The organism is Streptomyces sp. NPDC052701 (assembly GCF_040678355.1).
Lineage (GTDB): Bacteria > Actinomycetota > Actinomycetes > Streptomycetales > Streptomycetaceae > Streptomyces.
The window spans coordinates 1-20,097 of the sequence record NZ_JBFATO010000036.1 but is presented as its reverse complement, the minus strand read 5'-3'; the positions used below and the strand labels follow the sequence as shown (position 1 = coordinate 20,097).

The 20,097-nt window shown below is 73.7% G+C and carries 23 protein-coding genes and 1 pseudogene; 11 read left to right on the top strand and 13 right to left on the bottom strand.

The genetic code is table 11. From position 1 onward, the window contains the following. Positions 1-137 precede the first annotated feature (137 nt). Entirely contained in the window at positions 138-623 is a 486-nt protein-coding gene (locus AB0L29_RS29365) for a hypothetical protein (protein ID WP_365831254.1), read from the top strand. Here AB0L29_RS29365 and AB0L29_RS29360 read toward each other — a convergent pair. Next, a pseudogene (locus AB0L29_RS29360) lies at positions 616-939 on the bottom strand (transposase); the annotation flags it as partial. The gene AB0L29_RS29365 and the pseudogene AB0L29_RS29360 overlap by 8 nt on opposite strands. 148 nt (positions 940-1,087) lie before the next feature. On the opposite strand from AB0L29_RS29360, the gene AB0L29_RS29355 reads away from it, so the two are divergent. Then, positions 1,088-1,651 (top strand): DUF6461 domain-containing protein, encoded by a 564-nt coding sequence (locus tag AB0L29_RS29355; RefSeq protein ID WP_365831252.1) that lies wholly within the window; start codon positions 1,088-1,090, stop codon positions 1,649-1,651. 134 nt (positions 1,652-1,785) lie between these two features. Here the strand turns inward: AB0L29_RS29355 and AB0L29_RS29350 are convergent, their stop codons facing one another. From AB0L29_RS29350 to AB0L29_RS29335, 4 genes are all read right to left on the bottom strand, one after another. Continuing rightward, the gene (locus tag AB0L29_RS29350; RefSeq protein ID WP_365831250.1) at positions 1,786-2,139 is read right to left on the bottom strand and encodes a UBP-type zinc finger domain-containing protein; all 354 of its coding nucleotides are present in this window, start codon (positions 2,137-2,139) and stop codon (positions 1,786-1,788) included. Beyond that, the gene (locus AB0L29_RS29345) at positions 2,136-3,584 is read right to left on the bottom strand and encodes an ATP-binding protein (protein ID WP_365831364.1); all 1,449 of its coding nucleotides are present in this window, start codon (positions 3,582-3,584) and stop codon (positions 2,136-2,138) included. Before AB0L29_RS29345 ends, AB0L29_RS29350 begins: the two co-directional genes overlap by 4 nt. An 11-nt stretch (positions 3,585-3,595) precedes the next feature. Then, on the bottom strand, positions 3,596-5,272 hold the full coding sequence (locus tag AB0L29_RS29340; protein WP_365831248.1) for an FAD-dependent oxidoreductase: 1,677 nt from the start codon (positions 5,270-5,272) through the stop codon (positions 3,596-3,598). Between the two features lie 100 nt (positions 5,273-5,372). Next, the gene (locus AB0L29_RS29335) at positions 5,373-5,726 is read right to left on the bottom strand and encodes a VOC family protein (RefSeq protein ID WP_365831246.1); all 354 of its coding nucleotides are present in this window, start codon (positions 5,724-5,726) and stop codon (positions 5,373-5,375) included. 61 nt (positions 5,727-5,787) lie between these two features. Here AB0L29_RS29335 and AB0L29_RS29330 point away from each other — a divergent pair, with 61 nt between their 5' ends. Next, on the top strand, positions 5,788-6,660 hold the full coding sequence (locus AB0L29_RS29330) for a universal stress protein (RefSeq protein WP_365831244.1): 873 nt from the start codon (positions 5,788-5,790) through the stop codon (positions 6,658-6,660). A 1-nt stretch (position 6,661) separates the two neighbouring features. Here AB0L29_RS29330 and AB0L29_RS29325 read toward each other — a convergent pair whose 3' ends face one another. Further along, entirely contained in the window at positions 6,662-7,894 is a 1,233-nt protein-coding gene (locus tag AB0L29_RS29325) for a DUF4032 domain-containing protein (protein ID WP_365831242.1), read from the bottom strand. A gap of 39 nt (positions 7,895-7,933) precedes the next feature. After that, on the bottom strand, positions 7,934-8,680 hold the full coding sequence (locus AB0L29_RS29320; RefSeq protein ID WP_365831240.1) for an MBL fold metallo-hydrolase: 747 nt from the start codon (positions 8,678-8,680) through the stop codon (positions 7,934-7,936). 263 nt (positions 8,681-8,943) lie between these two features. Here AB0L29_RS29320 and AB0L29_RS29315 point away from each other — a divergent pair, with 263 nt between their 5' ends. Further along, on the top strand, positions 8,944-9,564 hold the full coding sequence (locus AB0L29_RS29315; protein WP_365831238.1) for a TetR/AcrR family transcriptional regulator: 621 nt from the start codon (positions 8,944-8,946) through the stop codon (positions 9,562-9,564). 24 nt (positions 9,565-9,588) lie between these two features. Next, positions 9,589-11,262, top strand: a complete 1,674-nt coding sequence (locus tag AB0L29_RS29310; RefSeq protein ID WP_365831236.1) for an FAD-binding dehydrogenase — start codon at positions 9,589-9,591, stop codon at positions 11,260-11,262. Positions 11,263-11,297: 35 nt separating this feature from the next. Here AB0L29_RS29310 and AB0L29_RS29305 read toward each other — a convergent pair whose 3' ends face one another. Continuing rightward, positions 11,298-11,648 (bottom strand): DUF488 family protein, encoded by a 351-nt coding sequence (locus AB0L29_RS29305; protein ID WP_365831234.1) that lies wholly within the window; start codon positions 11,646-11,648, stop codon positions 11,298-11,300. A gap of 152 nt (positions 11,649-11,800) precedes the next feature. Here AB0L29_RS29305 and AB0L29_RS29300 point away from each other — a divergent pair, with 152 nt between their 5' ends. Further along, positions 11,801-12,250, top strand: a complete 450-nt coding sequence (locus AB0L29_RS29300) for a DUF6098 family protein (protein ID WP_365831232.1) — start codon at positions 11,801-11,803, stop codon at positions 12,248-12,250. Positions 12,251-12,352: 102 nt separating this feature from the next. On the opposite strand, the gene AB0L29_RS29295 is transcribed toward AB0L29_RS29300, so the two are convergent. After that, positions 12,353-12,604, bottom strand: a complete 252-nt coding sequence (locus tag AB0L29_RS29295) for a WhiB family transcriptional regulator (protein ID WP_365831230.1) — start codon at positions 12,602-12,604, stop codon at positions 12,353-12,355. Between the two features lie 112 nt (positions 12,605-12,716). Beyond that, complete coding sequence (locus AB0L29_RS29290; RefSeq protein WP_365831228.1) at positions 12,717-13,937, bottom strand: saccharopine dehydrogenase C-terminal domain-containing protein; 1,221 nt, start codon at positions 13,935-13,937, stop codon at positions 12,717-12,719. A gap of 120 nt (positions 13,938-14,057) precedes the next feature. Between AB0L29_RS29290 and AB0L29_RS29285 the strand changes: the two genes are divergently transcribed. After that, the gene (locus tag AB0L29_RS29285; protein ID WP_365831226.1) at positions 14,058-14,807 is read left to right on the top strand and encodes a TetR/AcrR family transcriptional regulator; all 750 of its coding nucleotides are present in this window, start codon (positions 14,058-14,060) and stop codon (positions 14,805-14,807) included. Positions 14,808-14,855: 48 nt separating this feature from the next. On the opposite strand, the gene AB0L29_RS29280 is transcribed toward AB0L29_RS29285, so the two are convergent. Then, a complete protein-coding gene (locus AB0L29_RS29280) occupies positions 14,856-15,755 on the bottom strand; it encodes a LysR family transcriptional regulator ArgP (protein WP_365831224.1) in 900 nt (299 codons plus the stop codon). A gap of 66 nt (positions 15,756-15,821) precedes the next feature. Between AB0L29_RS29280 and AB0L29_RS29275 the strand changes: the two genes are divergently transcribed. Continuing rightward, positions 15,822-16,436, top strand: coding sequence for a LysE/ArgO family amino acid transporter (locus AB0L29_RS29275; RefSeq protein ID WP_365831222.1), 615 nt, complete (start codon positions 15,822-15,824; stop codon positions 16,434-16,436). A gap of 52 nt (positions 16,437-16,488) precedes the next feature. Here the strand turns inward: AB0L29_RS29275 and AB0L29_RS29270 are convergent, their stop codons facing one another. Together AB0L29_RS29270 and AB0L29_RS29265 are read right to left on the bottom strand one after the other, a co-directional pair. Continuing rightward, positions 16,489-16,944: a cyclic nucleotide-binding domain-containing protein gene (locus AB0L29_RS29270; protein WP_365831220.1), complete on the bottom strand. Its 456-nt coding sequence runs from the start codon at positions 16,942-16,944 to the stop codon at positions 16,489-16,491. A gap of 388 nt (positions 16,945-17,332) precedes the next feature. Then, positions 17,333-17,554 carry a hypothetical protein gene (locus tag AB0L29_RS29265; protein ID WP_365831218.1) on the bottom strand — a complete coding sequence of 74 codons (222 nt, stop codon included), beginning with the start codon at positions 17,552-17,554 and terminating at the stop codon, positions 17,333-17,335. 367 nt (positions 17,555-17,921) lie between these two features. Between AB0L29_RS29265 and AB0L29_RS29260 the strand changes: the two genes are divergently transcribed. The 3 genes from AB0L29_RS29260 (at position 17,922) to AB0L29_RS29250 (ending at position 19,887) form a co-directional block, all read left to right on the top strand. Further along, positions 17,922-18,386 (top strand): ATP-binding protein, encoded by a 465-nt coding sequence (locus AB0L29_RS29260; protein WP_365831216.1) that lies wholly within the window; start codon positions 17,922-17,924, stop codon positions 18,384-18,386. A 195-nt stretch (positions 18,387-18,581) separates the two neighbouring features. Further along, positions 18,582-19,520: a SigB/SigF/SigG family RNA polymerase sigma factor gene (locus AB0L29_RS29255; RefSeq protein WP_365831214.1), complete on the top strand. Its 939-nt coding sequence runs from the start codon at positions 18,582-18,584 to the stop codon at positions 19,518-19,520. Between the two features lie 31 nt (positions 19,521-19,551). Further along, entirely contained in the window at positions 19,552-19,887 is a 336-nt protein-coding gene (locus AB0L29_RS29250; RefSeq protein ID WP_365831212.1) for a DUF5133 domain-containing protein, read from the top strand. The last annotated feature ends 210 nt before the right edge of the window (positions 19,888-20,097 follow it).

The window sequence follows — 20,097 nt, the reverse complement described above, 5'->3', positions numbered from 1 at the left end:
ATGAACAGCTCCTCGCCGATCCGCCGGTTGCTACGGCCCCCGCGAGCAGCCGCAGGATGTCCTGCTCGCGGGGGCCCCATGCCTTCGGTCGGGAAAATCGGGCTGTGCTGGGGGCTGCTGCGGGGCAGCATGGCGGCGTGTCCGATCTGTTGTGGGACGACGTCAAGTACTTCTTCGACCCTGATGAGATGGGGCCGCTGCCGGACGTGCGTGTCCCTGACGCCTCGGTGGCGGACTGGCAAGCGGTCCTCGATCTCATCAGCGAGAGCGGCTGGAAGTGCCAGTACTCCGAGGGCGATGCCGTGATGCCGGTGCCTCGGGCGGAGACAGTGCTGTCCCGCCCGCCCGACGCCGAATGCGCGGATCTTCGGGTCTGGCCGGTAGAGGGGATCCTGGCGATCTTCGAGTTCTGCACGGCGGAGGAGATCGGCTTTGATGTGGACCTGAGGGAGTTGCAGGGCCAGGGGCGACTTGACGTGTTCTGCGGCTTCCTCCGGGCGATCGGACGACGGCTGGGTAAGCCGGTGCTGATGGATCCGCAGGGTGATGACGGACATCCCGTGCTGGGATTCGACGTCGCCTCCGACCGGGTCGTCCTCCTGGCTGAGCCGCCCGTCATGTGACGATCGGCGCCGGCCGCGGTTGGTGGAAGGCTCCGTCACGGAGCATCGCGAAGAGGACGTCCGCCCGCCGCCGGGCGAGGCAGGGCAGGACTTGGGTGTGGTGCCTGCCCCGGGCGGTCCTCTTGCCGTGGCGAGCCCGGGAGGCCGGGCCGCCCAGGGCCGCGAGCGCGGAGAGGAAGAAGGCTCGTCTGAGCCGCTTGTCGCCTTTCCGGGAGGGTTGTTCGCCGCGGATCGAGGACCCGGAACTGCAGGTCGCCGGGGCGAGTCCGGCACAGGCGGCGAGGTGGCCGGCGGCCGGGAAGGTGCTGCCGCCGCCGGCCTCGATCCCCGAAGGCCGCAGGCCCCGTTGCGGAGCCACGAAGAAGGCTCCGATGCAGTCGACCCGTCAGCGACGGTGGTTGGCCGGGGTGTCAGTGGGGTGTGACAGCATCCGCCGAATGACGAGTGCACACGCAGGACGCGGCTTGGAGACGTTCCGGATAGGCGACTTCCCCCTCTACACGTTGACCTTCGTACGGGGGGTGAGCCCTGTCGAGTTGCTCACCCGCATGGGAGTCGACCAGGAAACCCTCGCACTTCGCGACGGGATGGACCTGTCGGACGACTTTGGCGACGACCTCCTCGACGATGAGGAACCCGTCGTCACCACGGGCGTCGACGGAGCATGGACCTGGGCGTGGGAACAAGGGGGTGCGCACGGGCTCGAGGAGCAGATCTTGAGCGCCGTGTCCGCCGGCACCGAGGCCGTTGCCCTGCACCACAACGAGAAGCCGATGTACTGGTTCAAGTACGCGGTCGACGGCGACGTCATCGTCGACTTCCACACGCTCCAGGCGATTGAACCGACCGGACAGGACCCGACACGGCTCGATGAGCACATGCGGCCGTTGGGGCTCGTCCCCGGCGAGTGGTCCCCTCCGCACGCCGTCCTGGCGCTCGTCGAGAACGCTTTCGGCATCCGGCTGACGCACCCGGGAGAGGTGGACGATCCGCGCATGAGCGGCCGGTTGAGCCCCTTGCCGGAGTGACCCCTCATGCGACCGGTCCGGGACGGTCCGGACCGTCCCGGACCGGTGGAGGGGCTGTCGAGCAGCCGCTGCAAGGGTGACGACCGGCGAGGCCGGGAAGGCGGTGATCTCGTCGTGGGGGAGTCGACGAGACCCTAGCCGCGCAGCACCCGCGCCCAGTCCGCCGGCACCCGCCCGGCCGGTCCGGGAGCCGGCTGGTCCGCGGGGTGGCTGGCCGGCGGCGCGAGCTCGGGCCCCGACTCGTACAGCTCGTTCGTGTCGTAGTTCCAGAACCACTCCTCACCCGGCTCGAAGCTCCGCACCAGGGGATGCCCGGTGGCCCGGTGGTGGGCCGTCGCGTGCTTCGCGGGCGAGCTGTCGCAGCACCCGACGTGCCCGCACTGCGCGCACCGCCGCAGATGGAACCACCACCCGCCCTCGGCCTCGCATTCGACGCACCCCGTACCGCTCGGCGGCACACCGGGGTCGATTCCGTTCCCGTCGGTCATTGCGGCTCCTCACTGGTGTCGGTCCCGGTCCCCGCCGCCGTGAGCGGCAGCAGCACCTGGAACCGGGTGTCGCCCGGCTCGGACTCCACCTGGAGGCTGCCGTGGTGCTTGTCGACCACGATCCGCCAGGAGATGTCCAGGCCGAGCCCGGTCCCCTCACCGACCGGCTTGGTGGTGAAGAAGGGGTCGAAGATACGGTCGCGGACCTCGCGCGGGATCCCGGTCCCGGTGTCGCGGAACTCCACCAGCAACCGGTCGTGCTCCCGCGCCGTCCGCACGGTCAGCGTCCCCTCCCCGCCCGCCTCGCCGATCGCGAAGACCGCGTTGTCGACGAGGTTGGTCCACACCTGGTTGAGCTCGGCCGGGTACGCCGGGATCCTCGGCAGCGTACGGTCGTAGTCCTTGACGACCTCGATGCGTTCGCCGATCTTGCCCGAGAGCATCAGCAGCGTGCTGTCGAGGAGTTCGTGCACGTCGACGACGCGGTAGGGAGCGCGGTCGAGCTGCGAGTACTGCTTGGCGGCGTCGACCAGGTGCGAGATCCGGCCCGTGGCGTCCTCGATCTCGCCCATCAGCAGTTCCGTCTCGACCGTGTAGTTGAGCCACCCGACGGCGCCCGGGAGGATGTCCTCGTCCACGGCCGCGGCGACCTGTTCCAGCCAGTCGACGTCGAGACCCGCCTGGACGAAGACGGGGGCGATCCGCCAGCCCTCCTCGACGCCGTGGTCGTCGAGCCAGTCGGCCAGGGCGTCCTCCCGGTCGGAGGCCTCCAGCGGGCTCAGGGAGGGCGCCTTGGCGACGCGTTCGGCCGTGCGCTCCTGGATCTCGATCAGGTTCGCCAGGGCCTCGCGCGAGTAGGGGCCCGCGGAGATGACGCGGAGTTTGTGCCGCATCTTCGCCACGCGCTCCCGCAGCGTCGCCGTGGCCCGGGCGGCCGCCGCCGCGGGGTTGTTCAGCTCGTGGGTCAGACCGGCCGACAACGAGCCGAGCGCCAGCAGCCGTTCGCGCTGCCCGATCATCCGCTGGGTGTTCTTGGAGCCGAAGAACAGCCCCTCCAGGAGGTGGACCGCCATGGGGAACCACTCCTGCATGACACCGGCGAAGGTGCCGGCCGGCAGGACGAAGAACCGCGTCGGCTCGGTCACCCGCATCGAGTTGTTGTAGACCTGCCGCACCCGGTCCCCGAGGTAGGCCTGCATGGCCCCGGCGTACACCCCGGGCTGGGAGGTCCGGGTCACCTCCACGTCGTCGTCGCCGACCCGGCGCGAGAGCACGACCGTGCCCTCGATCATCACGTAGAAGCAGGTCGCGGGGTCGCCCTCGGCGTACACCGGTCCCGGCTCGAACTTCTCCACCCGGCCCTCGGCGCACAGCCGGCCGAGCTGCCCGGGCGTGAGTTTCTCGAACAGGAACAGGGAGCCGATCTCCTGCGGGCTGCACGGCATGGGCCGCCCGCTCACGACTGCTCCAGGTAACGGTGGACGAGCATGACGGCCATGGCACCCTCTCCGACGGCGGACGCGACGCGTTTGGCGGACTCGGCGCGGGCGTCGCCCGCCACGAACACGCCGGGGACGCTGGTCTCCAGGTGGTACGGCGGCCGGTCCAGCTCCCAGCCCGCCGGCGGCCGCCCGTCGGGCGTCAGGTCGGGCCCGGCCAGGAGGAACCCGTCCCCGTCCCGCAGCACCGTGCCGTCCAGCCAGTCGGTCAGCGGGGCCGCGCCGATGAACACGAACAGCCACTGCGCGTCGACGAGTTCGCTGCCCCCGGTCGTCACGTCGCGCAGCGTCAGCTGCTCCAGGTGGCCGTCGCCGTGCGCGGCCCCGACGGTCGTGCCCGTGCGCACGACGATGTTGGGCGCCTCCTCGATCTGCTGGATCAGGTAGTGCGACATCGACGCCGTCAGGGAGGGCCCGCGCACCAGCAGCGTCACCGACTTGGCGGTGCGGGACAGGTACATCGCCGCCTGCCCGGCGGAGTTGGCGCCGCCCGCGACGTACACGTCCTGGCCCCGGCAGGAGGGCGCCTCCGTCAGCGCCGACCCGTAGAACACCCCGCACCCGGTCAGCTCCTCGCACCCGGGGGCCCGCAGCTGCCGGTAGGACACGCCGGTCGCCAGGATCACGCTGTGCGCGGCGACCGCCGAGCCGTCCGAGAACCGTACGACCCGCGCGGCGCCGCCGGTCTCCAGGCCCGTCACCTCGCGCGCGGTGAGGATCTCCGCGCCGAACTTCGCCGCCTGCCGCCGCGCCCGCTCGGTGAGCTGCGCTCCGGACACGCCGTCGGGGAAACCCAGGTAGTTCTCGATGCGGGAGCTCTGGCCGGCCTGCCCGCCGGTCGCCGACCGCTCCACCAGCACGGTCCGCAGGCCCTCGGAGGCCCCGTAGACGGCGGCGCCCAGCCCGGCCGGGCCGCCGCCGACGACCACCAGGTCGTAGAAGTCGGCCGTCGGCGTCGTCGCCAGCCCCACCCGGGCGGCGAGGTCGACGGCCTCCGGCTCGACCAGCGGCGTGCCGTCCGGGGCGACCACCACCGGCAGCCGCATCCCGTCCTCGCCCGCCGCGGCCAGCAGCCGCCGCCCCTCGGGCTCGTCGGACGAGTACCAGCGGTACGGCACCTGGTTGCGGGCCAGGAACTCCCGTATCTCCGAGGAGCGCGCCGACCAGCGGTGGCCGACCACCTTGGTGGCGGGCACGGGACGGAAGTCGCTGGTCCGCCAGGCCTCCAGCAGGTCGTCCAGGACCGGGTAGAGCTTCTCCTCGGGCGGGTCCCACGGCTTGAGCAGGTAGTGGTCGAGGTCGACGACGTTGATCGCGTCGATCGCCGCGCTGGTGTCCGCGTACGCGGTCAGCAGCACCCGGCGCGCGCCCGGATACACGTCCAGGGCCTGTTCGAGGAACTCGATGCCGTTCATCTGCGGCATCCGGTAGTCGGCGAGGATCACGGCCACGAGGTCGCCGCGCAGCTTCAGCTCCCGCAGCGCCTCCAGCGCCGACTCGCCCGACTCCGCCCGCACGATCCGGTACGACGCCCCGTAGCGCCGTCTCAGGTCCCGGGCGACGGCGCGCGAGACGCCCGGGTCGTCGTCCACCGTCATGATGACGGTCCGTGCTGCGTCGGCGGCCTGTGCCATACGTCCCCCACGTCGAGCGTCCGGTGTCACGACACGGCGCCCCGCCACCGCGTTGCGCCCATCGTATGTTCGAACGCCCGGCTTCGCCCGGGTGCGGCGGTCAGCCGCGGCGCGAGCTGAGCACGCAGAACTCGTTGCCCTCGGGGTCGGCGAGGACCACCCAGGTCTGTTCGCCCTGCCCCACGTCGGCGTGGCGGGCGCCGAGCGCGAGCAGGCGGGCGACCTCCGCCTCCTGGTCGTCGGGCCGGAGATCGAGGTGCAGGCGGTTCTTGACCGTCTTGCCCTCCGGCACCGGGACGAACATCAGACCCGGCAGGCGGTCCCGCTCGGGCCGGATCTCGTACTCGTCGGCGGCGTCGTGGACCACCACCCACCCGAGCGCCTCGGCCCACCAGCGGCCCAGCGCCACCGGGTCGGCCGCGTCCACCAGTACCTGCTCCCACTCCAAGGCCATGCGGGCAGGGTAGTGAAGACTGGCCCGGCACGCAGTGATCACGACACAGGGAGGCAAGCGGATGACACGCCCGATCACGGCAGGGGTCGACGGATCGGAGGAGAGCCTCGCCGCGCTGGCCTGGGCGGCACGGGAGGCCGTCCGCCGCGGGCTGGCGCTGCGGGTGGTGCACGCCTGGCGGTTCCAGCCGCACGAGGCGCTGGAGGCGGACGGCCCCCGGGCCCAGGCGGAGCGGGCGCGCAACGCGGTGGCCGACGCCGTCCGCCACGTCACCGCACGCCATCCCGGCCTCGACGTCAGCACCGACGTCCTGGAGGGCGACGACGTCGCCACGCTGCTCGGCGCGGCGGCCGAGGCCGAGACGCTGGTGCTCGGCTCACGCGGCCACGGCCGGATCGTGGGCTTCCTGCTCGGCTCGGTGGGCCAGCAGGTCATCGCCGAGGCCGCCCGGCCGGTCGTGCTGGTGCGCGCCGGCGACCGGGCCTCGGCCGAGGTCGCCGGGCACGAGATCGTCGTCGGCCAGCAGGGCGCGCCCGAGGACAGCGCCGCCGCGCTGCGCTTCGCCTTCGAGACGGCGGCGGCGCGCGGCGCCACCGTCCGCGCGGTACGCGCCTGGACCCTGCCCCCGGTGTACGCCTACAGCCCGGCCTCGCTCAAGCTCCTGGACGACGCCGGCGGCCTGGAGCCGTACGAGAAGAAGGCACTGGCCGCGGCGCTCGGGCCGTGGCGGGAACGCTTCCCGGACGTGCCGGTGGTGGAGCACGTGGAGATGGGCAGCGCGGGACAGGTGCTGCTGTCGGTGGCCGGGACGGCCCAGCTGATGGTCGTCGGCCGCCGTGCGCACCGCACGGCCGTCGGTGCCCGGATCGGCTCGGTCGCCTACGGGGTGCTGCACCACGCGGACTGCCCGGTGGCGGTGGTGCCGCACGGCTGACTCACCCGGCCGTCGGCTCCGCCGCCCTGCGCGCCTCGGGGAGGATGGTGCGGACGTAGTCCCGGACGGCCTGGTCCAGGCCGATGTCGTGCTGGGCCCGCTCGGACAGGTACCAGCGGTGTTCGAGGAGCTGGTGGTACAGCTCGGCCGGGTCCATGTCGCCGCGCAGCTCGGGGGGCACCGCCCGCACGGTCGGCCGGAACACCTCCCGCACCCAGCGGTGGGCCAGCACCTCCCGGCGGGCGCCGTGGGGGTCGCCCGGGGCGTGGTCGTCCTGGGCGGCCATCCAGCTCTCCAGGTCGTTCAGCAGCCGCCGCGCCTGGTTCTCCTCGGTGTCGAGGCCGGTCAGGCGCAGCAGCTGCCGCTGGTGGTGGCCGGCGTCGACGACCTTGGGGACGAAGGTGACGGTGTCGCCGTTGGAGGCGTGCTCGATCTGCATCTCCGCCACGTCGAAGCCGAGGTCGTTCAGGCGGCGTATCCGGCGCTCGATGTAGTGGTACTTGCCGGCCGGGTAGACGGAGGTGCGGGTCAGCTCCTGCCACAGGCCCCGGTAGCGGACGCAGATCTCCGTGCCGAACTCGACGGGGTCGACGGAGGGGTGCAGCGCCCCGGACGCCTCCAGGTCCAGCAGTTCGCCGCTGATGTTGACGCGGGCGAGGTCGAGGTCGTACTCCCGCTGCCCGTCGCTCAGCCGCGGGTGCAGCTCGCCGGTCTCGGCGTCCACCAGGTAGGCGGCGTAGGCGCCCGCGTCGCGCCGGAAGAGGGTGTTGGACAGCGAGCAGTCGCCCCAGGCGAACCCGGCCAGGTGCAGCCGCACCAGGAGCACGGCGAGCGCGTCCATCAGACGGTGCATGGTCGCCGGGCGCATCGTCGTCTCGAACATCGACCGGTACGGCATGGAGCCGCGCAGGTGCCGGGTGATCAGCACGCTCTCCAGCGGACCGCCGTCCGGGCCGGTGCGGCCGGTGACCACCGCGAGCGGGTCCACCGCCGGGATGCCGAGCCGGTCCAGGTCGCGCAGCAGCTCGTACTCGCGCAGGGCGGGCCGCTCGGCCAGCTCCTTGACGGCGACGACCTCGTCGCCGGCGCGGGCGTAGCGCACGACGTGGCGGGAGATGCCGCGCGGCAGCGGCACCAGGTGCTCCTCGGGCCACTCCTGAAGCGGAATGTGCCACGGCAGCTCCAGCAGGAGCGCGGGGTGCTCCGGATTGGTCGCGCTGATCTGCAGTGCCATGCCTCGGGTGTCCTCGCCTCGCCGGTGATCGGCACCACCTTAGAGGGCGCGTTCCCGGGCCTTCAGGGCCGCGTCGCGCACCGGCCCCCGGTGCACGGGCCCGTGCCCGGGCAGCAGCAGGTCGCCCTCCAGGCCCGCCAGGACGTCCAGCGAGGCCACGGCCCGGGCGCGCTCGTGGTGGAACATGTCCGGCAGCAGCTGAGGGCCCTCGGTCCGGGACGTCGGGTGCCCGCTCACCAGGGCGTCGCCCGAGACCAGCACGCCGGCGTCCGGCAGGTGGTAGGCGCAGTGCCCGTCGGTGTGGCCGGGCGTGTGCACCGGCACGGGCCGGCCGGGCAGGTCGAGCGGGCCCGGCCGCGGGAACGGCTGCGGCGCGGTGACCGGGAGGTGGGCCGTGCCGCCGGAGCGGACCGCGCGCAGCGCCCAGGGCAGCACACCGGGGCGCCAGCCGTTCCTCAGGACCTCCCCGACGGTCACCTGGTGCAGGAAGTCCCGCCGCGCGTGGGGCACTTCGGCCTCGTGGAGGTACACGGGGGTGCCGTGGGCGGCGCGCAGGTACTCGGCGGAACCCAGGTGGTCGTTGTGCGCGTGGGTGACCAGGACGGCGGCGACCGCCTCCGGCGCGCTCCCCACGGCCGCGAGCGAGGCGAGGACCCGCTCCCGGTCGCCGGGGTAGCCGGTGTCGATCAGGGTGACGGCGTCTCCCTCCGCGAGGATCACCCAGTTGGTGTGGGAGCCGTGCACCAGGTAGGTGCCCTCCGCGACTTGGTGCACGTCCGCCCGCATGATCGCCTCGCGTCCTGTGGTCCCTGTCCGACGGCATCAGGAAACCAGACCGGGCAGGGGCCGCGGGCGGCGGGACCGGGTCGACGGCCGTGCGGCCCGGCGGCGTTCACCGCCCGCGCCCCGGTTCACGCGGCGCGGGCGCAGCGGGCGCCGGATGCGGGCCCGGCGCACCGGGGCCGCCGGCCCGGGCGGTCCTCGCGCCGGGGGCTTCTGGATGCACCCGTGCATCGGATACGTTCGTGTATCGCAACGAGCGGGGGGGCATGGGGGGACAGGGCACGACCGGGCGCGTGACCAGGCGCCGGGCACACACGCGCGCGCGGCTCCTGCAGGCCGCGTTCTCGGTCTTCGCGGCCAAGGGGTTCGGGCGTGTCCCGATCGAGGAGGTCTGCGAGGCCGCCGGATACAGCAGGGGGGCCTTCTACTCCAACTTCGGCAGCCTCGACGAGCTGTTCTTCGCCCTGTACCGCGAGCGGGCCGACCTCATCGCCGAGCAGGTGTCCCGGGCCCTCGCCGCCGACGGCCCGGAACCGGACGTGCCCGCCGCCGTGGACCGTGTCACCGAGGTGCTGCTCCTGGACCGGGACTGGCTGCTGGTCAAGACGGACTTCCTGGTGCACGCCGCCCGTGACCCCGACGTGGCCCGGACCCTGCTGGAACACCGCGCCCGCCTGCGCCAGGCCATCGCGGGCCGGCTCGTGCGCGGCCGCACCCGGCTGCCCGCCGTCCTCGGCGACGCCGACGGCGCGGCCCACGCCGTGGTCGCCGCCTACGACGGCGTCACCGCCCAGCTGCTGCTGGACCGGGACGTCACCCGCGCCCGCGCCTGGCTCGGGCAACTGCTCACCGCCCTGCTGACCGACGGCAGCGGCACCCCCGTATGAGGAACTGAGGAAGGGACGGTCGCCATGGATGCCGACGTCATCGTCGTCGGGGCGGGCCTGGCCGGTCTGGTCGCGGCGCACGAACTGACCAGCCGGGGCCGCAGGGTCGCCCTGGTCGACCAGGAGAACGCCGCCAACCTCGGCGGGCAGGCCTTCTGGTCCTTCGGCGGGCTCTTCCTCGTCGGCTCCCCCGAGCAGCGGCGCCTGGGCATCAAGGACTCCTTCGACCTCGCCTGGAACGACTGGCGCGGCAGCGCGCAGTTCGACCGGCAGGCGGACGAGGACTCCTGGGCGGTGCGCTGGGCGCGCGCCTACGTCGAGTTCGCGGCGGGGGAGAAGCGGTCCTGGCTCGGCGGGCACGGCATCACGTTCCTGCCCACCGTCGGCTGGGCCGAGCGCGGCGACCTCACCGCGCACGGGCACGGCAACTCCGTGCCCCGCTTCCACATCGCCTGGGGCACCGGCACGGGCGTCGTCGAGCCGTTCGTCCGCTACGCCCGGCAGGCCGCGCGCGACGGACTGCTCGCCTTCCACCACCGCCACCGGGTCGACGAACTGATCGTCGAGGGCGGCACCGCGCGCGGGGTGCGCGGCACGCTCCTGGCCGAGGACACCTCACCCCGCGGTGTCGCCTCCAACCGCGACCCGGTCGGCGGCTTCGAACTCACCGCCCAGGCGGTGATCGTCACCAGCGGCGGCATCGGCGCCGACCACGACGTCGTCCGCCGCCACTGGCCCGAGCGGCTCGGCACCCCGCCCAGGAAGATGGTGACCGGCGTGCCGGCCTACGTGGACGGGCGGATGCTCGACATCAGCGCCGCGGCGGGCGTCCGGCTGGTCAACCGGGACCGCATGTGGCACTACACCGAGGGCCTGCACAACTGGGACCCGATCTGGCCCGGGCACGGCATCCGCATCCTGCCCGGACCGTCCTCGATGTGGTTCGACGCGCTCGGCCGCCGCCTGCCCGGCTCGTGCCTGCCCGGCTACGACACCCTGAGCACGCTGAGGCACCTGCGCACCACCGAGGACCTCGCGGGCCACGACCACTCCTGGTTCATCCTCACGCAGAAGATCATCGAGAAGGAGTTCGCGCTGTCGGGCTCCGAGCAGAACCCCGACATCACCGCCAAGGACCGTGCCGGGTTCCTGCGCGAACGCCTCCTCGGCAAGGGCGCTCCCGGCCCGGTCGACGCGTTCCTGCGCAAGGGCGCGGACTTCGTCACCGCCCCCACGGTCGAGCGGCTCGTCGAGAAGATGAACGGGCTCACCGACGAGCCGCTCCTGGACGCGGCGGAGATCCGGCGCCAGATCGAGGCCCGCGACCTGCAGATCACCCACCCGTACGCCAAGGACGCCCAGGTCCAGGGCATCCGCAACGCCCGCCGCTACATCGGCGACCGGCTCGGCCGGGTCGCCGCCCCGCACCGCATCCTGGATCCGGCGGCCGGCCCGCTGATCGGCGTCAAGCTGCACGTCCTGACCCGCAAGACGCTCGGCGGCATCCAGACCGACCTCGACTCCCGCGCCCTGGGCACCGACGGCAGGCCCGTCGAGGGCCTGTACGCGGCCGGCGAGGTCGCCGGATTCGGGGGCGGCGGGGTCCACGGCTACAACGCCCTGGAGGGCACCTTCCTCGGCGGCTGCCTCTTCTCCGGCCGGGCGGCGGGCCGGGCGGCGGCCCGGCAGACCGCCTAGGCGTGCTGCCCGCACGGGAGTTCGACGGCAGGCCCCTAGGTCTCGAGGAGCCGGGCCAGGACCGCCGCGTGGCTGCGCTCCGGTGTCCTGACGGCGGTCAGCAGCGTCACGGGTCCCTCACGGGCCAGCGCGCGGACGTGGTCCAGGAGCCCGGCCGCCTCGGGGGCGGCGAGCTCCGCCTCGTACCGCGCGCGGAACTCCTCGTAGGACCCCTCGCCCGCGTGGTACCAGCGGCGCAGTCCGGCCGACGGGGTGAGGGCCTTGGGCCACTCGTCCACCCGGGCCGTGTCCTTGGACACACCGCGCGGCCACAGCCGGTCGACCAGCACGCGCACGCCGTCGTCCGGCTCGGGCGGTTCCTGGACACGGCGCACGCGAACGCTCACGGTGGGGCCTTTCCGCGGGGGAGGGGCGTGCCGCGAGCGTACTGCGGCCGGGCGCGGACGGCGCACGGCACGGCCCGCCGCGCGGATCAGCCGATTCCGCCGGCTCCGTGCGGGTACTCCGTCCGCCTGACAGCGTCGAGGGAGGTCACGACATGAGCGCATCGGACGACCTGCCGGTCGTGCGTACACTCGCCGAACTCACCGACCTGGTGGAACACCGCCAGGGCCTGTACGTCCGCTGGTCGCGCGGCCCGGCGACCGATCTTCCCGGCGTGTCCAGCAAGGACGACCTCACCGGGGTGCGCATGCCGGGCCTGTCCGCCAATCCCCTGGACGTGGAGCCGTGGTGGGAGGACCGGCCCGTACCGCTGTGGGTGGCCCGCCGTCTGCACGACTACGCCCACCTGCCGCACGAGAAGGGCCCCGGCGTACGGCCCTGGGTGCTCGCGGGCAAGGAGACGGCCCGCGGGCCGGACAACGAGCCGCTGGTCGTCGACGCCCGGCCGCTGTGCTGGATCGACGACCAGGTCATCGAGGAGGCGCAGGCCGAGGTGGCCCGCCAGGAGCATCCCTGGGGTCCGCTGCGGCGGAGCGGCCGCTGAGGACGGCCCCGCGCGCCGGGCCGGCGCGGACCGGAACGGCCCCCGGGAGGATTCCCGGGGGCCGTCGCGGTGGTGGGGCCGCCGAGGCGGCCCCACCACCGGTCAGCCCGCGCCGCGGCGGGAGCCCACGCGCCGCTTGATCGCGCGCCGTTCCGTCTCGCTCGTGCCGCCCCACACCCCGATGGACTGTCCCGTGTCCAGCGCCCACTGCAGGCACTGCTCGCGTACCGGGCAGCGTCGGCACACCGCCTTCGCCTGCTCCGTCTGCAGCAGGGCCGGGCCGGAGGTGCCGATCGGGAAGAAGAGGTCGGGGTCCTCGTGCCGGCAGACGGCGTGGTGTCGCCAGTTGTCCATCGAAGTCACCTGCGATCGCGGTAGAGACGTCCCTTTCGAAGGTCTTGCTCCTCTTCGGGTCACCTGTCAGCGCGTGACAAAACAGCGGCAGTTGCGGGAACCGGCCCGCCGGTCACTGCTCGCGCAGGCCCCAGGGCGAGCCGTACGCGGTCAGCAGGTCCAGGAACGGCCGGGCGGGGAAGGCCTCCGGGCCGAGGACGCCCGCGCCGGACCAGGCGCCCGTGGCGAGGAGTTCCAGGGCGACCACCGGGTTCACGGCCGTCTGCCACACCACGGCCTGGCAGCCGTACTCCGCCATGGACCACTGGTTGTCGACCACGTGGTAGAGGTACACCTCGCGCGGCGCCCCGTCCTTCACGCCCCGCACCCAGGTGCCCGCGCACGTCTTGCCGTGCATCCGCTCGCCCAGCGTCGCCGGATCGGGCAGGCAGGCGGCGACGACGTCCCGGGGCGAGACCTCGACCGGCCCCGCCGGACCGGGGACGGTCACGGGTCCGGTGCGGTCCAGGCCCAGCCGGTGCAGCGTCCTGAGCGTCTCGACGAACTCCCGGCCCAGGCCGTACTTGAAGGTGACCCGGCGCGCGTCGACCCAGCGCGGCACCAGCAGCACCTCCTCGTGCTCGACGTTCACGCACTCCACCGGACCGATGCCGGCGGGGAAGTCGAACACCTCCGGCTCGCTGAAGGGCGCGGTGGTGAACCAGCCGCGGCCCGCCTCGTAGACGACCGGCGGGTTGAGGCACTCCTCGATCGTCGTCCAGATGCTGAAGGACGGCGCGAAGTCGTGCCCCTCGACGGTGAGGTTCGCGCCGTCGCGGACGCCGATCTCCTCGATCTCGTCGAAGAGCTCGTCGGCGGCGTACCGGGCGAACACGTCCGACAGGCCGGGCTCCACGCCCATCCCGACCAGGGCGAGGGCGCCCGCCCGCTCCCAGTCGGCCGACCGCGCGAACTGGGCGTCGCCGAGCTTGACCCCGCACTCCTCGTACGGGCGCTCGGGGTGCGGCCGCGACAGGGACATCGCCATGTCGAGATAGGTGGCGCCGGCGCCGAACGCCGCCCGGAACAGCGGCATCACGAACCGGGGGTCGGTGGCGTTGAGCAGGACGTCGCAGCCGTACCGCCCCAGCAGCGACGCCACCTCCGCCTCGTTCCCGGCGTCCACCCGTTCGGCCCGGAACCGGGATCCGGCCTCGCCGAGGGCGGCGACGGCCGCTTCGGCCCGGGCCGGGTCGTGGTCGGCCACCACCATCTGCTCCAGGAACGGCCGCCGGGCGGCGATCCGGGTGAGGGCGGTGCCCACACCGCCGGCGCCCACAAGCAGTACACGCATGACGAGAACTCCCTCTGCGTCGAAGGTCCGGAACATCGCGGGGCCCCTGGCGCAGATACAACGCCCCGCCGTCGCGTAAGGTCAATGGCGTTGGCATAAGGCGGAAGGGGGCGGGCCGGGATGGCGAAACCGGTGGTGCCCGAGGACAGGCGGCGCCGGCGGCGGCCCACCAGGAGCGGTCGCGTGCTGTCCGAGGAACTGATCGTCGCGACCGCGCTGCGGCTGCTGCGCGAACACGGCGGCGCGGGCCTGACCGCGCGCCGCCTCGGACTCGCGCTCGACTGCGACCCGAGCACCCTCTACCGGTACTTCCGGGGCATGGACGACCTGACCCTGGCCATCGGCGACGCGCTCATCGGGCAGGCCCTGCACGGCTGGCGGCCGACGGGCCGGTGGCGCGCCGACCTGCGGGACCTGGGGGCGCGCATCCACGCCGCGTACGTGGCGCACCCGCAGGCGGCCGTGCTGACCGCGAGCCGGGTCTCCGGCCGGGCGAACGAACTGGCGGCCGACGAGGCGATCCTGGACGTGCTGCGCACGGCGGGGTTCCCGCTGCCGGAGGCGGTGCGCGTCTACCACGCCTTCGTCGACACCACGCTGGCGTTCGCCGCGCTCGACGCCGCCTCGCTGGCCCTCCCGCGCGCGTCGCTGCGCGCCGACGAGGAGATGTGGCGCTCGACCTACGCCCGGCTGCCCGCCGCCACCCACCCGCGCATCGCGGAGGCGGCCCCCCTGCTCGCGACCCGCATGGTCACCAGCGCCTACCCGACGGCCCTGGCGATGCTGCTGGACAGCGCCTCCGCCCGGCTGGAGGCGCTCGGTGAGGATCCGGCGGCCGCGGCGCGGCGTCACCCCCGCGGGCCGGAGTGACGAGCGCGCACGGCCCGAAGGCGTCCCCGCCCCGGGTACCCGGAAGGGCTAGCCGCGCAGCGCCTGCGCCGCCGTGGCCGTCACCGCCTCGGCCACCGCCGCCAGGGCGGGCGAGTCGAGCTTCCACTGCTGCCAGTACAGCGGCAGGTCCACCGTCTGGCCCGGGGCCGGCTCCAGGAGCCGGCCGGTGCGCAGCAGGGGCACCGCCTGGGCCTCGGGGACCATGCCCCAGCCCATGCCGGCGGCGACGGCCTCGACGAACCCCTCGGAGGTCGGCACGAAGTGCCGCGCCGCGCTCGCCCCGCGCTCCCCGCCCGTCAGTGCGCGCACGAAACCGTCCTGGAAGTCGTCCCGCCGGTCGAAGCACACCACGGGCGCCTCGGCGAGCGCGTCGGGCAGCGGCCCGTCCAGGTGCCGCGCGGCGAAGTCCGGGCTCGCCACGGGCAGGTACCGCATCCGCCCCAGGGACCGCACGGCGCAGCCCGGCACCGGGTCGGGCGACGAGGTCACCGCGGCCATCACCAGCCCCTCGCGCAGCAGCGCCGCCGTGTGGTCCTCGTCCTCGCGGTGCAGCTCGAAGCAGAGCCCCGGCTCCCGCGGCACCCGCCCGAGCGCCCCGAGGAACCAGGTCGCCAGCGAGTCCGCGTTCACCGCCACCGACACTCGCGTCGGCTCCCCGGCGCCGCCCAGCCCGAGCTCGGCGAACGCGTCGCGCTCCAGCCGCGCCACCTGGCGGGCGAGCCGCACCAGCACCTCACCGGACTCGGTCGGGCGCACCGGCTTGGTGCGCAGCAGCAGGACCCGCCCGGTGCGCTGCTCCAGCGCCTTCACCCGTTGGCTGACCGCGGACGGTGTCAGGTGCAGGGTCGCCGCGGCCGCGTCGAAGGTGCCCCCGTCCACCACCGCGAGCAGCGTCCGCACCTGGTCGAGCGGAAGGTCAGCCGTCATGTCCGCTAATGATACGTAAGAATCTTTAGCTGTACTCCCAGTGATCGACTCCGTAGCGTCGAGGGCATGCCCAACGCCCTGACCGCGGCCGCCACCGGATTCGGTACCGGCCTGTCCCTGATCGTCGCCATCGGCGCCCAGAACGCCTTCGTCCTGCGCCAGGGGATCCGCCGTGACGCCGTCCTCGCCGTCGTCGGCATCTGCGCCCTGTCCGACGCGGCCCTCATCGCCCTGGGCGTCGGCGGGGTCGGCGCGGTGGTCGTGGCGTGGCCGGGCGCGCTCACGGCGGTCGGCTGGATCGGCGGCGCGTTCCTGCTCTGCTACGGCGTGCTGGCCGCCCGCCGGGTGTTCCGGCCGGGCGGCGCGCTGCGGGCCGACGGCGAGGCCGCGGGATCGCGCCGGCGGGCCGTGCTCACCTGCCTGGCGATGACCTGGCTCAATCCGCACGTCTACCTCGACACCGTCTTCCTGCTCGGCTCGATCGCCGCCGACCAGGGCCCGCTGCGCTGGACCTTCGGTCTCGGCGCGGTCCTGGCCAGCCTGTGCTGGTTCACCGCGCTCGGCTTCGGCGCCCGGCTGCTCGGCCGCGTCCTGGCCAGGCCCGCGGCCTGGCGCGTCCTGGACGGCCTGGTCGCCGCCACCATGATCACCCTCGGCGTGCTGCTCGTCGCCGGAGCCTGAGGCCGCGGCGGCCCCCGGGGCCCGCCCGCCGGCCGGGTCCGCGGTGGCCGGGCTAGAGCGCGCCGCGCCGGTGCAGCGCGTACTGCTCCAGCAGCTTGCCCCGGGTCGTCTCCAGCCGGTGCGCGAGGATCTCGGCGACGCCGCGCACCAGCGCGAGCCCGAGCCGCGGGTCCTCCTCGCACAGCCCGAGCACCGCCGACGCGTCGAACTCGTGGGCCCGCACCGGGCTGAACGCCTCCGCGCCGAAGTCCCACCGGTACGGCGGGAACAGCCAGGACCAGCCGAGCAGGTCCCCCGCGCCGAGGCTCGCGACCGTCATCCGCTGCAGGGAGTTCACCCGCTGGTCGAGGGAGACCGCGCCGGAGCGGATGACCCAGAAGCGGTCGGCGGTGCCTCCCGCCTCGAAGATCCGGGCGTCCTCCGGGAAGGACACCTCCCGGGCGAGCGCCATCAGGCGCTCCCGCTGGGGCGGCGGGAGGGCGCTCAGCAGTTTGATCGCTTTGGTCATGACGCGGGGCTCCTCGCCGGCAATCGGTTCCGGTGCTTTCCCTACGCCCATTTCAGCCGCTGCGACCGCCCCGGGCACCTCGGCGTACGGGGCGCGGCGGGGGCCCCTTCCGGGGGAGCCGTCGCCGCCGCCCGGATACGGGCGCGGGGGCACGCGCCTCACGGCGCGGGCACGCGGCGGACAGAGGAAAGCCCTGGCTGGACGGGGGAAACCAGCCAGGGCGGTAAAGGGGGTGAGGGAGGATCGGCGGTCGACTCCGTCACCACACGTGAATGAACGATAAACCACTCGGAGAGGTTCCGCACAGCCAGAACCGGGTTGAGTGACCTGTTTCACTCCGTCCTGGCCGTCCCCCTCCGCGTCCCGCGGTCGCCGGGGCCCGCGGCCGTCACTCCGGCGCGGGGTGCTTGCCCGGGGTCAGGATCTCGTCCAGCACCCTGAGCACGGCCTCGTAGGCCATCGTCCGTACGGCGGCCTCGCGGGCCCCCTCCGGATCGGACCGCTCCAGTTCGCCGGTCCGCGTGCGCCAGGTCCGTTCCTCCTGTACGGCGCAGGCCCTCGCGCGCTGGATGCGCCGCAGCAGTTCGTCGGAGTCCACCACATCGGTCATGGCTTCCGCGTACCCCCGCATCGCGCCGTGATGGCAGGCATTCCCCGCGTGCCGGAGGTTTGCCGGTACCCGGAGAGGTCAGCCGGACAGAGGACGGCAAACCCCGCGGCGCTCGCGCGGCACGCGCCCGGGCGCCGCGGACGGGTCGAGGACCCGCCGAACACCACAGAACAGAGGGCCGCGGAGAGGGCCGCGGAGGACCGCCGAGGACCGCGCGAGAGCCGTCGCATCCGTGAACGCGTGCGCGCCCGAGCGGCGGCCGCGAGGGCGGGCCGGAGCCGGCCGTGCCTTTCGGCGTCCTCGCCGGCCGGGGCGCCGGCCGCCGCCTTCACGGACTTCCGGCCCACGCCGAGCAGGGAGCTGAAGGATGTGTGAGGAGTACATGACCGAATCCGTTTCCGAGCCGCCCGGCGAGGGCCGCGCCCGGCCCGCCAGGCCCGGCGAGGACCGCGCCCGGCCCGCCAAGCCCGCCGAGGCGCGCCGGGCCGTGGAGCGCGCGGTGGCCGAACGCTGCCGCGCCACACGCACCCCGTGTGACGCCGACGCCCTGTCGGACGCCCTGCTCGTCGCCTCGGAGCTGACGACCAACGCCATGCTGCACGGCGGCGGCGTCACCGACTTCCGCGTCGACGTGGTCGGCCCGGGCCTGCGCGTCTCGGTGAGCGACCGCAGTGCCGACCTGCCGGTGACCGCGCCGCCCACCGACCGCCAGGGGCGCCGCAGGCACGGCGGCCACGGCTGGCCGATCGTGTGCCGGCTGGCGCGTGACATCCAGGTGTCGGACCTGCCCTCGGGAGGCAAGCGCATCACCGCCGTGGTGCCCCTGTCCTGACCAGGGAGAAGTGCGCCAGCAAATTGTGCGATGAAGCGGAGTTTGTTCCACCGGGGTGAGGGCAGACGCAGTTTCGTGCTTCGGACCGGAGGCGCCCCTGCGGGAGTGGTGTGACTGCCCCGGGCCGCCCAGGTGATCCGGGCAGCGCCCTTCCCGCGGTAAGTCCCTGAAAAGACCGTTCAGGAGCGAATCCGCATGCTGATCGATACGCCGACCAACCGTCCCGGCACGCCCGAGCCGAAGACCGCCGCCACGCGACGGCGGCACGACGACGCACCCGACACCGCCGAGCTCTTCACCCGCCTGGCCCAGCTGGAGGACGGACCCGAGCGGGACACCCTGCGCGACGAGCTCGTGACGCTCTGGCTGCCCATGGCCCACCGCATCGCCAGCCGTTTCCGTGACCGCGGCGAGTCCATCGAGGACCTCCGGCAGGTGGCGGCTCTCGGCCTGGTGAAGGCGATCGACCGGTTCGACCCGAGCCGGGGAGCCTTCGAGAGCTATGCCGTGCCGACCATCACCGGCGAGGTCAAGCGGCACTTCCGGGACCGCATGTGGGCCCTGCGGGTGCCCCGCCGGGTGCAGGAACTGCGCAACAAGGTGCGTGTGGCACGGCGCGAGCTGACCCAGAACCCGGGCAGCCCCGAACCCTCCGTGGCCGACATCGCCGCCCACACGGGCCTGACCGAGGAAGAGGTCAGCGCCGGGCTGGAGGCGCTGGACAGCTTCAGCACCCTGTCGCTGGACGCCGAGCTGTCGGCCGACGACGACGGCTACAGCCTCGCCGATACCCTCGGCACGGCGGACTCCGCCTACGACGTCGTGGTCGACCGCGAATCCGCCAAGGAGGGACTGCGCCGCCTGCCGGAACGCGAGCGGGCCATCCTCTACATGCGCTTCTTCGAGGACATGACGCAAAGCCGCATCGCCGACCGGCTGGGCATCTCCCAGATGCACGTCTCCCGCCTCATCAGCCGCAGCTGCGCCCGGGTGCGCGACGAGGTGATGGGGCAGCGGGCGGGCCGCCGCAGGAACGGAAGCGCGGGAAACACCGGCAGCACCAACAGCAGCAACACCGGAACTACGGGCAACACGGGCAACGCGGGTAACACGGGCAACACCACTACGGCCTGACGGGCCGGACCGGACGAGGAGTGAGACACACATGCTGAGGCCCCATCCCGCAGTGCTGAGCCGGCTCGTGGAGGAGTACGAGGCGCTGGCGGCCGTCGAGGCCGTGGGCGGCGCCGCCGAGCCGGCCTCCCGGGCGCGCGACCTGGAGTACACGCTGTGCGTGTCCACCGGCACGCGGGACGTGAAGGACGCGCTGGAGACGGCGCACCGCTGGCTCGCGTCCGCGACCGCGCCGGAGACGACGACCGCGCGGAAGACGCTGCCGGTGGGCGAGCCCGTGCCGGCGCGTTCGGCCTCGCCACTGAGCCGGCCCCTGCCGCTGCGCCGGACTCCGCCGCTGCGTGAGCCGGCGGTGCTGGCCGAGTGATCCGACGGCGCGTCCGCCCGGGCCCGGCCGACGCTCCTGACCCGCGTGGGCACGGGGAACGACGGAGAATCCCCGCCCGCGCCGGCGAACCGGCACGGACCGGGGAGCGCCATGGCCACCGCGGGGCGGGGAGCGGCCGACGACGACGGTGAACCGAAACGGCTGCGGGCCCGGGCGCGCAGATCTGCGCGCCCACCCGGTTCGTCTCGT

Coding starts and splice junctions, on each gene's coding strand:
- AB0L29_RS29315 (WP_365831238.1), top strand. CDS start 8,944: ATGGGGGGACAGGGCACGACCGGGCGCGTGACCAGGCGCCGGGCACAC.
- AB0L29_RS29340 (WP_365831248.1), bottom strand. CDS start 5,272: ATGGCACAGGCCGCCGACGCAGCACGGACCGTCATCATGACGGTGGAC.
- AB0L29_RS29295 (WP_365831230.1), bottom strand. CDS start 12,604: ATGGACAACTGGCGACACCACGCCGTCTGCCGGCACGAGGACCCCGAC.
- AB0L29_RS29280 (WP_365831224.1), bottom strand. CDS start 15,755: ATGACGGCTGACCTTCCGCTCGACCAGGTGCGGACGCTGCTCGCGGTG.
- AB0L29_RS29275 (WP_365831222.1), top strand. CDS start 15,822: ATGCCCAACGCCCTGACCGCGGCCGCCACCGGATTCGGTACCGGCCTG.
- AB0L29_RS29350 (WP_365831250.1), bottom strand. CDS start 2,139: ATGACCGACGGGAACGGAATCGACCCCGGTGTGCCGCCGAGCGGTACG.
- AB0L29_RS29345 (WP_365831364.1), bottom strand. CDS start 3,584: ATGCCGTGCAGCCCGCAGGAGATCGGCTCCCTGTTCCTGTTCGAGAAA.
- AB0L29_RS29255 (WP_365831214.1), top strand. CDS start 18,582: ATGCTGATCGATACGCCGACCAACCGTCCCGGCACGCCCGAGCCGAAG.
- AB0L29_RS29310 (WP_365831236.1), top strand. CDS start 9,589: ATGGATGCCGACGTCATCGTCGTCGGGGCGGGCCTGGCCGGTCTGGTC.
- AB0L29_RS29270 (WP_365831220.1), bottom strand. CDS start 16,944: ATGACCAAAGCGATCAAACTGCTGAGCGCCCTCCCGCCGCCCCAGCGG.
- AB0L29_RS29320 (WP_365831240.1), bottom strand. CDS start 8,680: ATGCGGGCGGACGTGCACCAAGTCGCGGAGGGCACCTACCTGGTGCAC.
- AB0L29_RS29265 (WP_365831218.1), bottom strand. CDS start 17,554: ATGACCGATGTGGTGGACTCCGACGAACTGCTGCGGCGCATCCAGCGC.
- AB0L29_RS29290 (WP_365831228.1), bottom strand. CDS start 13,937: ATGCGTGTACTGCTTGTGGGCGCCGGCGGTGTGGGCACCGCCCTCACC.
- AB0L29_RS29300 (WP_365831232.1), top strand. CDS start 11,801: ATGAGCGCATCGGACGACCTGCCGGTCGTGCGTACACTCGCCGAACTC.
- AB0L29_RS29335 (WP_365831246.1), bottom strand. CDS start 5,726: ATGGCCTTGGAGTGGGAGCAGGTACTGGTGGACGCGGCCGACCCGGTG.
- AB0L29_RS29330 (WP_365831244.1), top strand. CDS start 5,788: ATGACACGCCCGATCACGGCAGGGGTCGACGGATCGGAGGAGAGCCTC.
- AB0L29_RS29325 (WP_365831242.1), bottom strand. CDS start 7,894: ATGGCACTGCAGATCAGCGCGACCAATCCGGAGCACCCCGCGCTCCTG.
- AB0L29_RS29260 (WP_365831216.1), top strand. CDS start 17,922: ATGTGTGAGGAGTACATGACCGAATCCGTTTCCGAGCCGCCCGGCGAG.
- AB0L29_RS29285 (WP_365831226.1), top strand. CDS start 14,058: ATGGCGAAACCGGTGGTGCCCGAGGACAGGCGGCGCCGGCGGCGGCCC.
- AB0L29_RS29250 (WP_365831212.1), top strand. CDS start 19,552: ATGCTGAGGCCCCATCCCGCAGTGCTGAGCCGGCTCGTGGAGGAGTAC.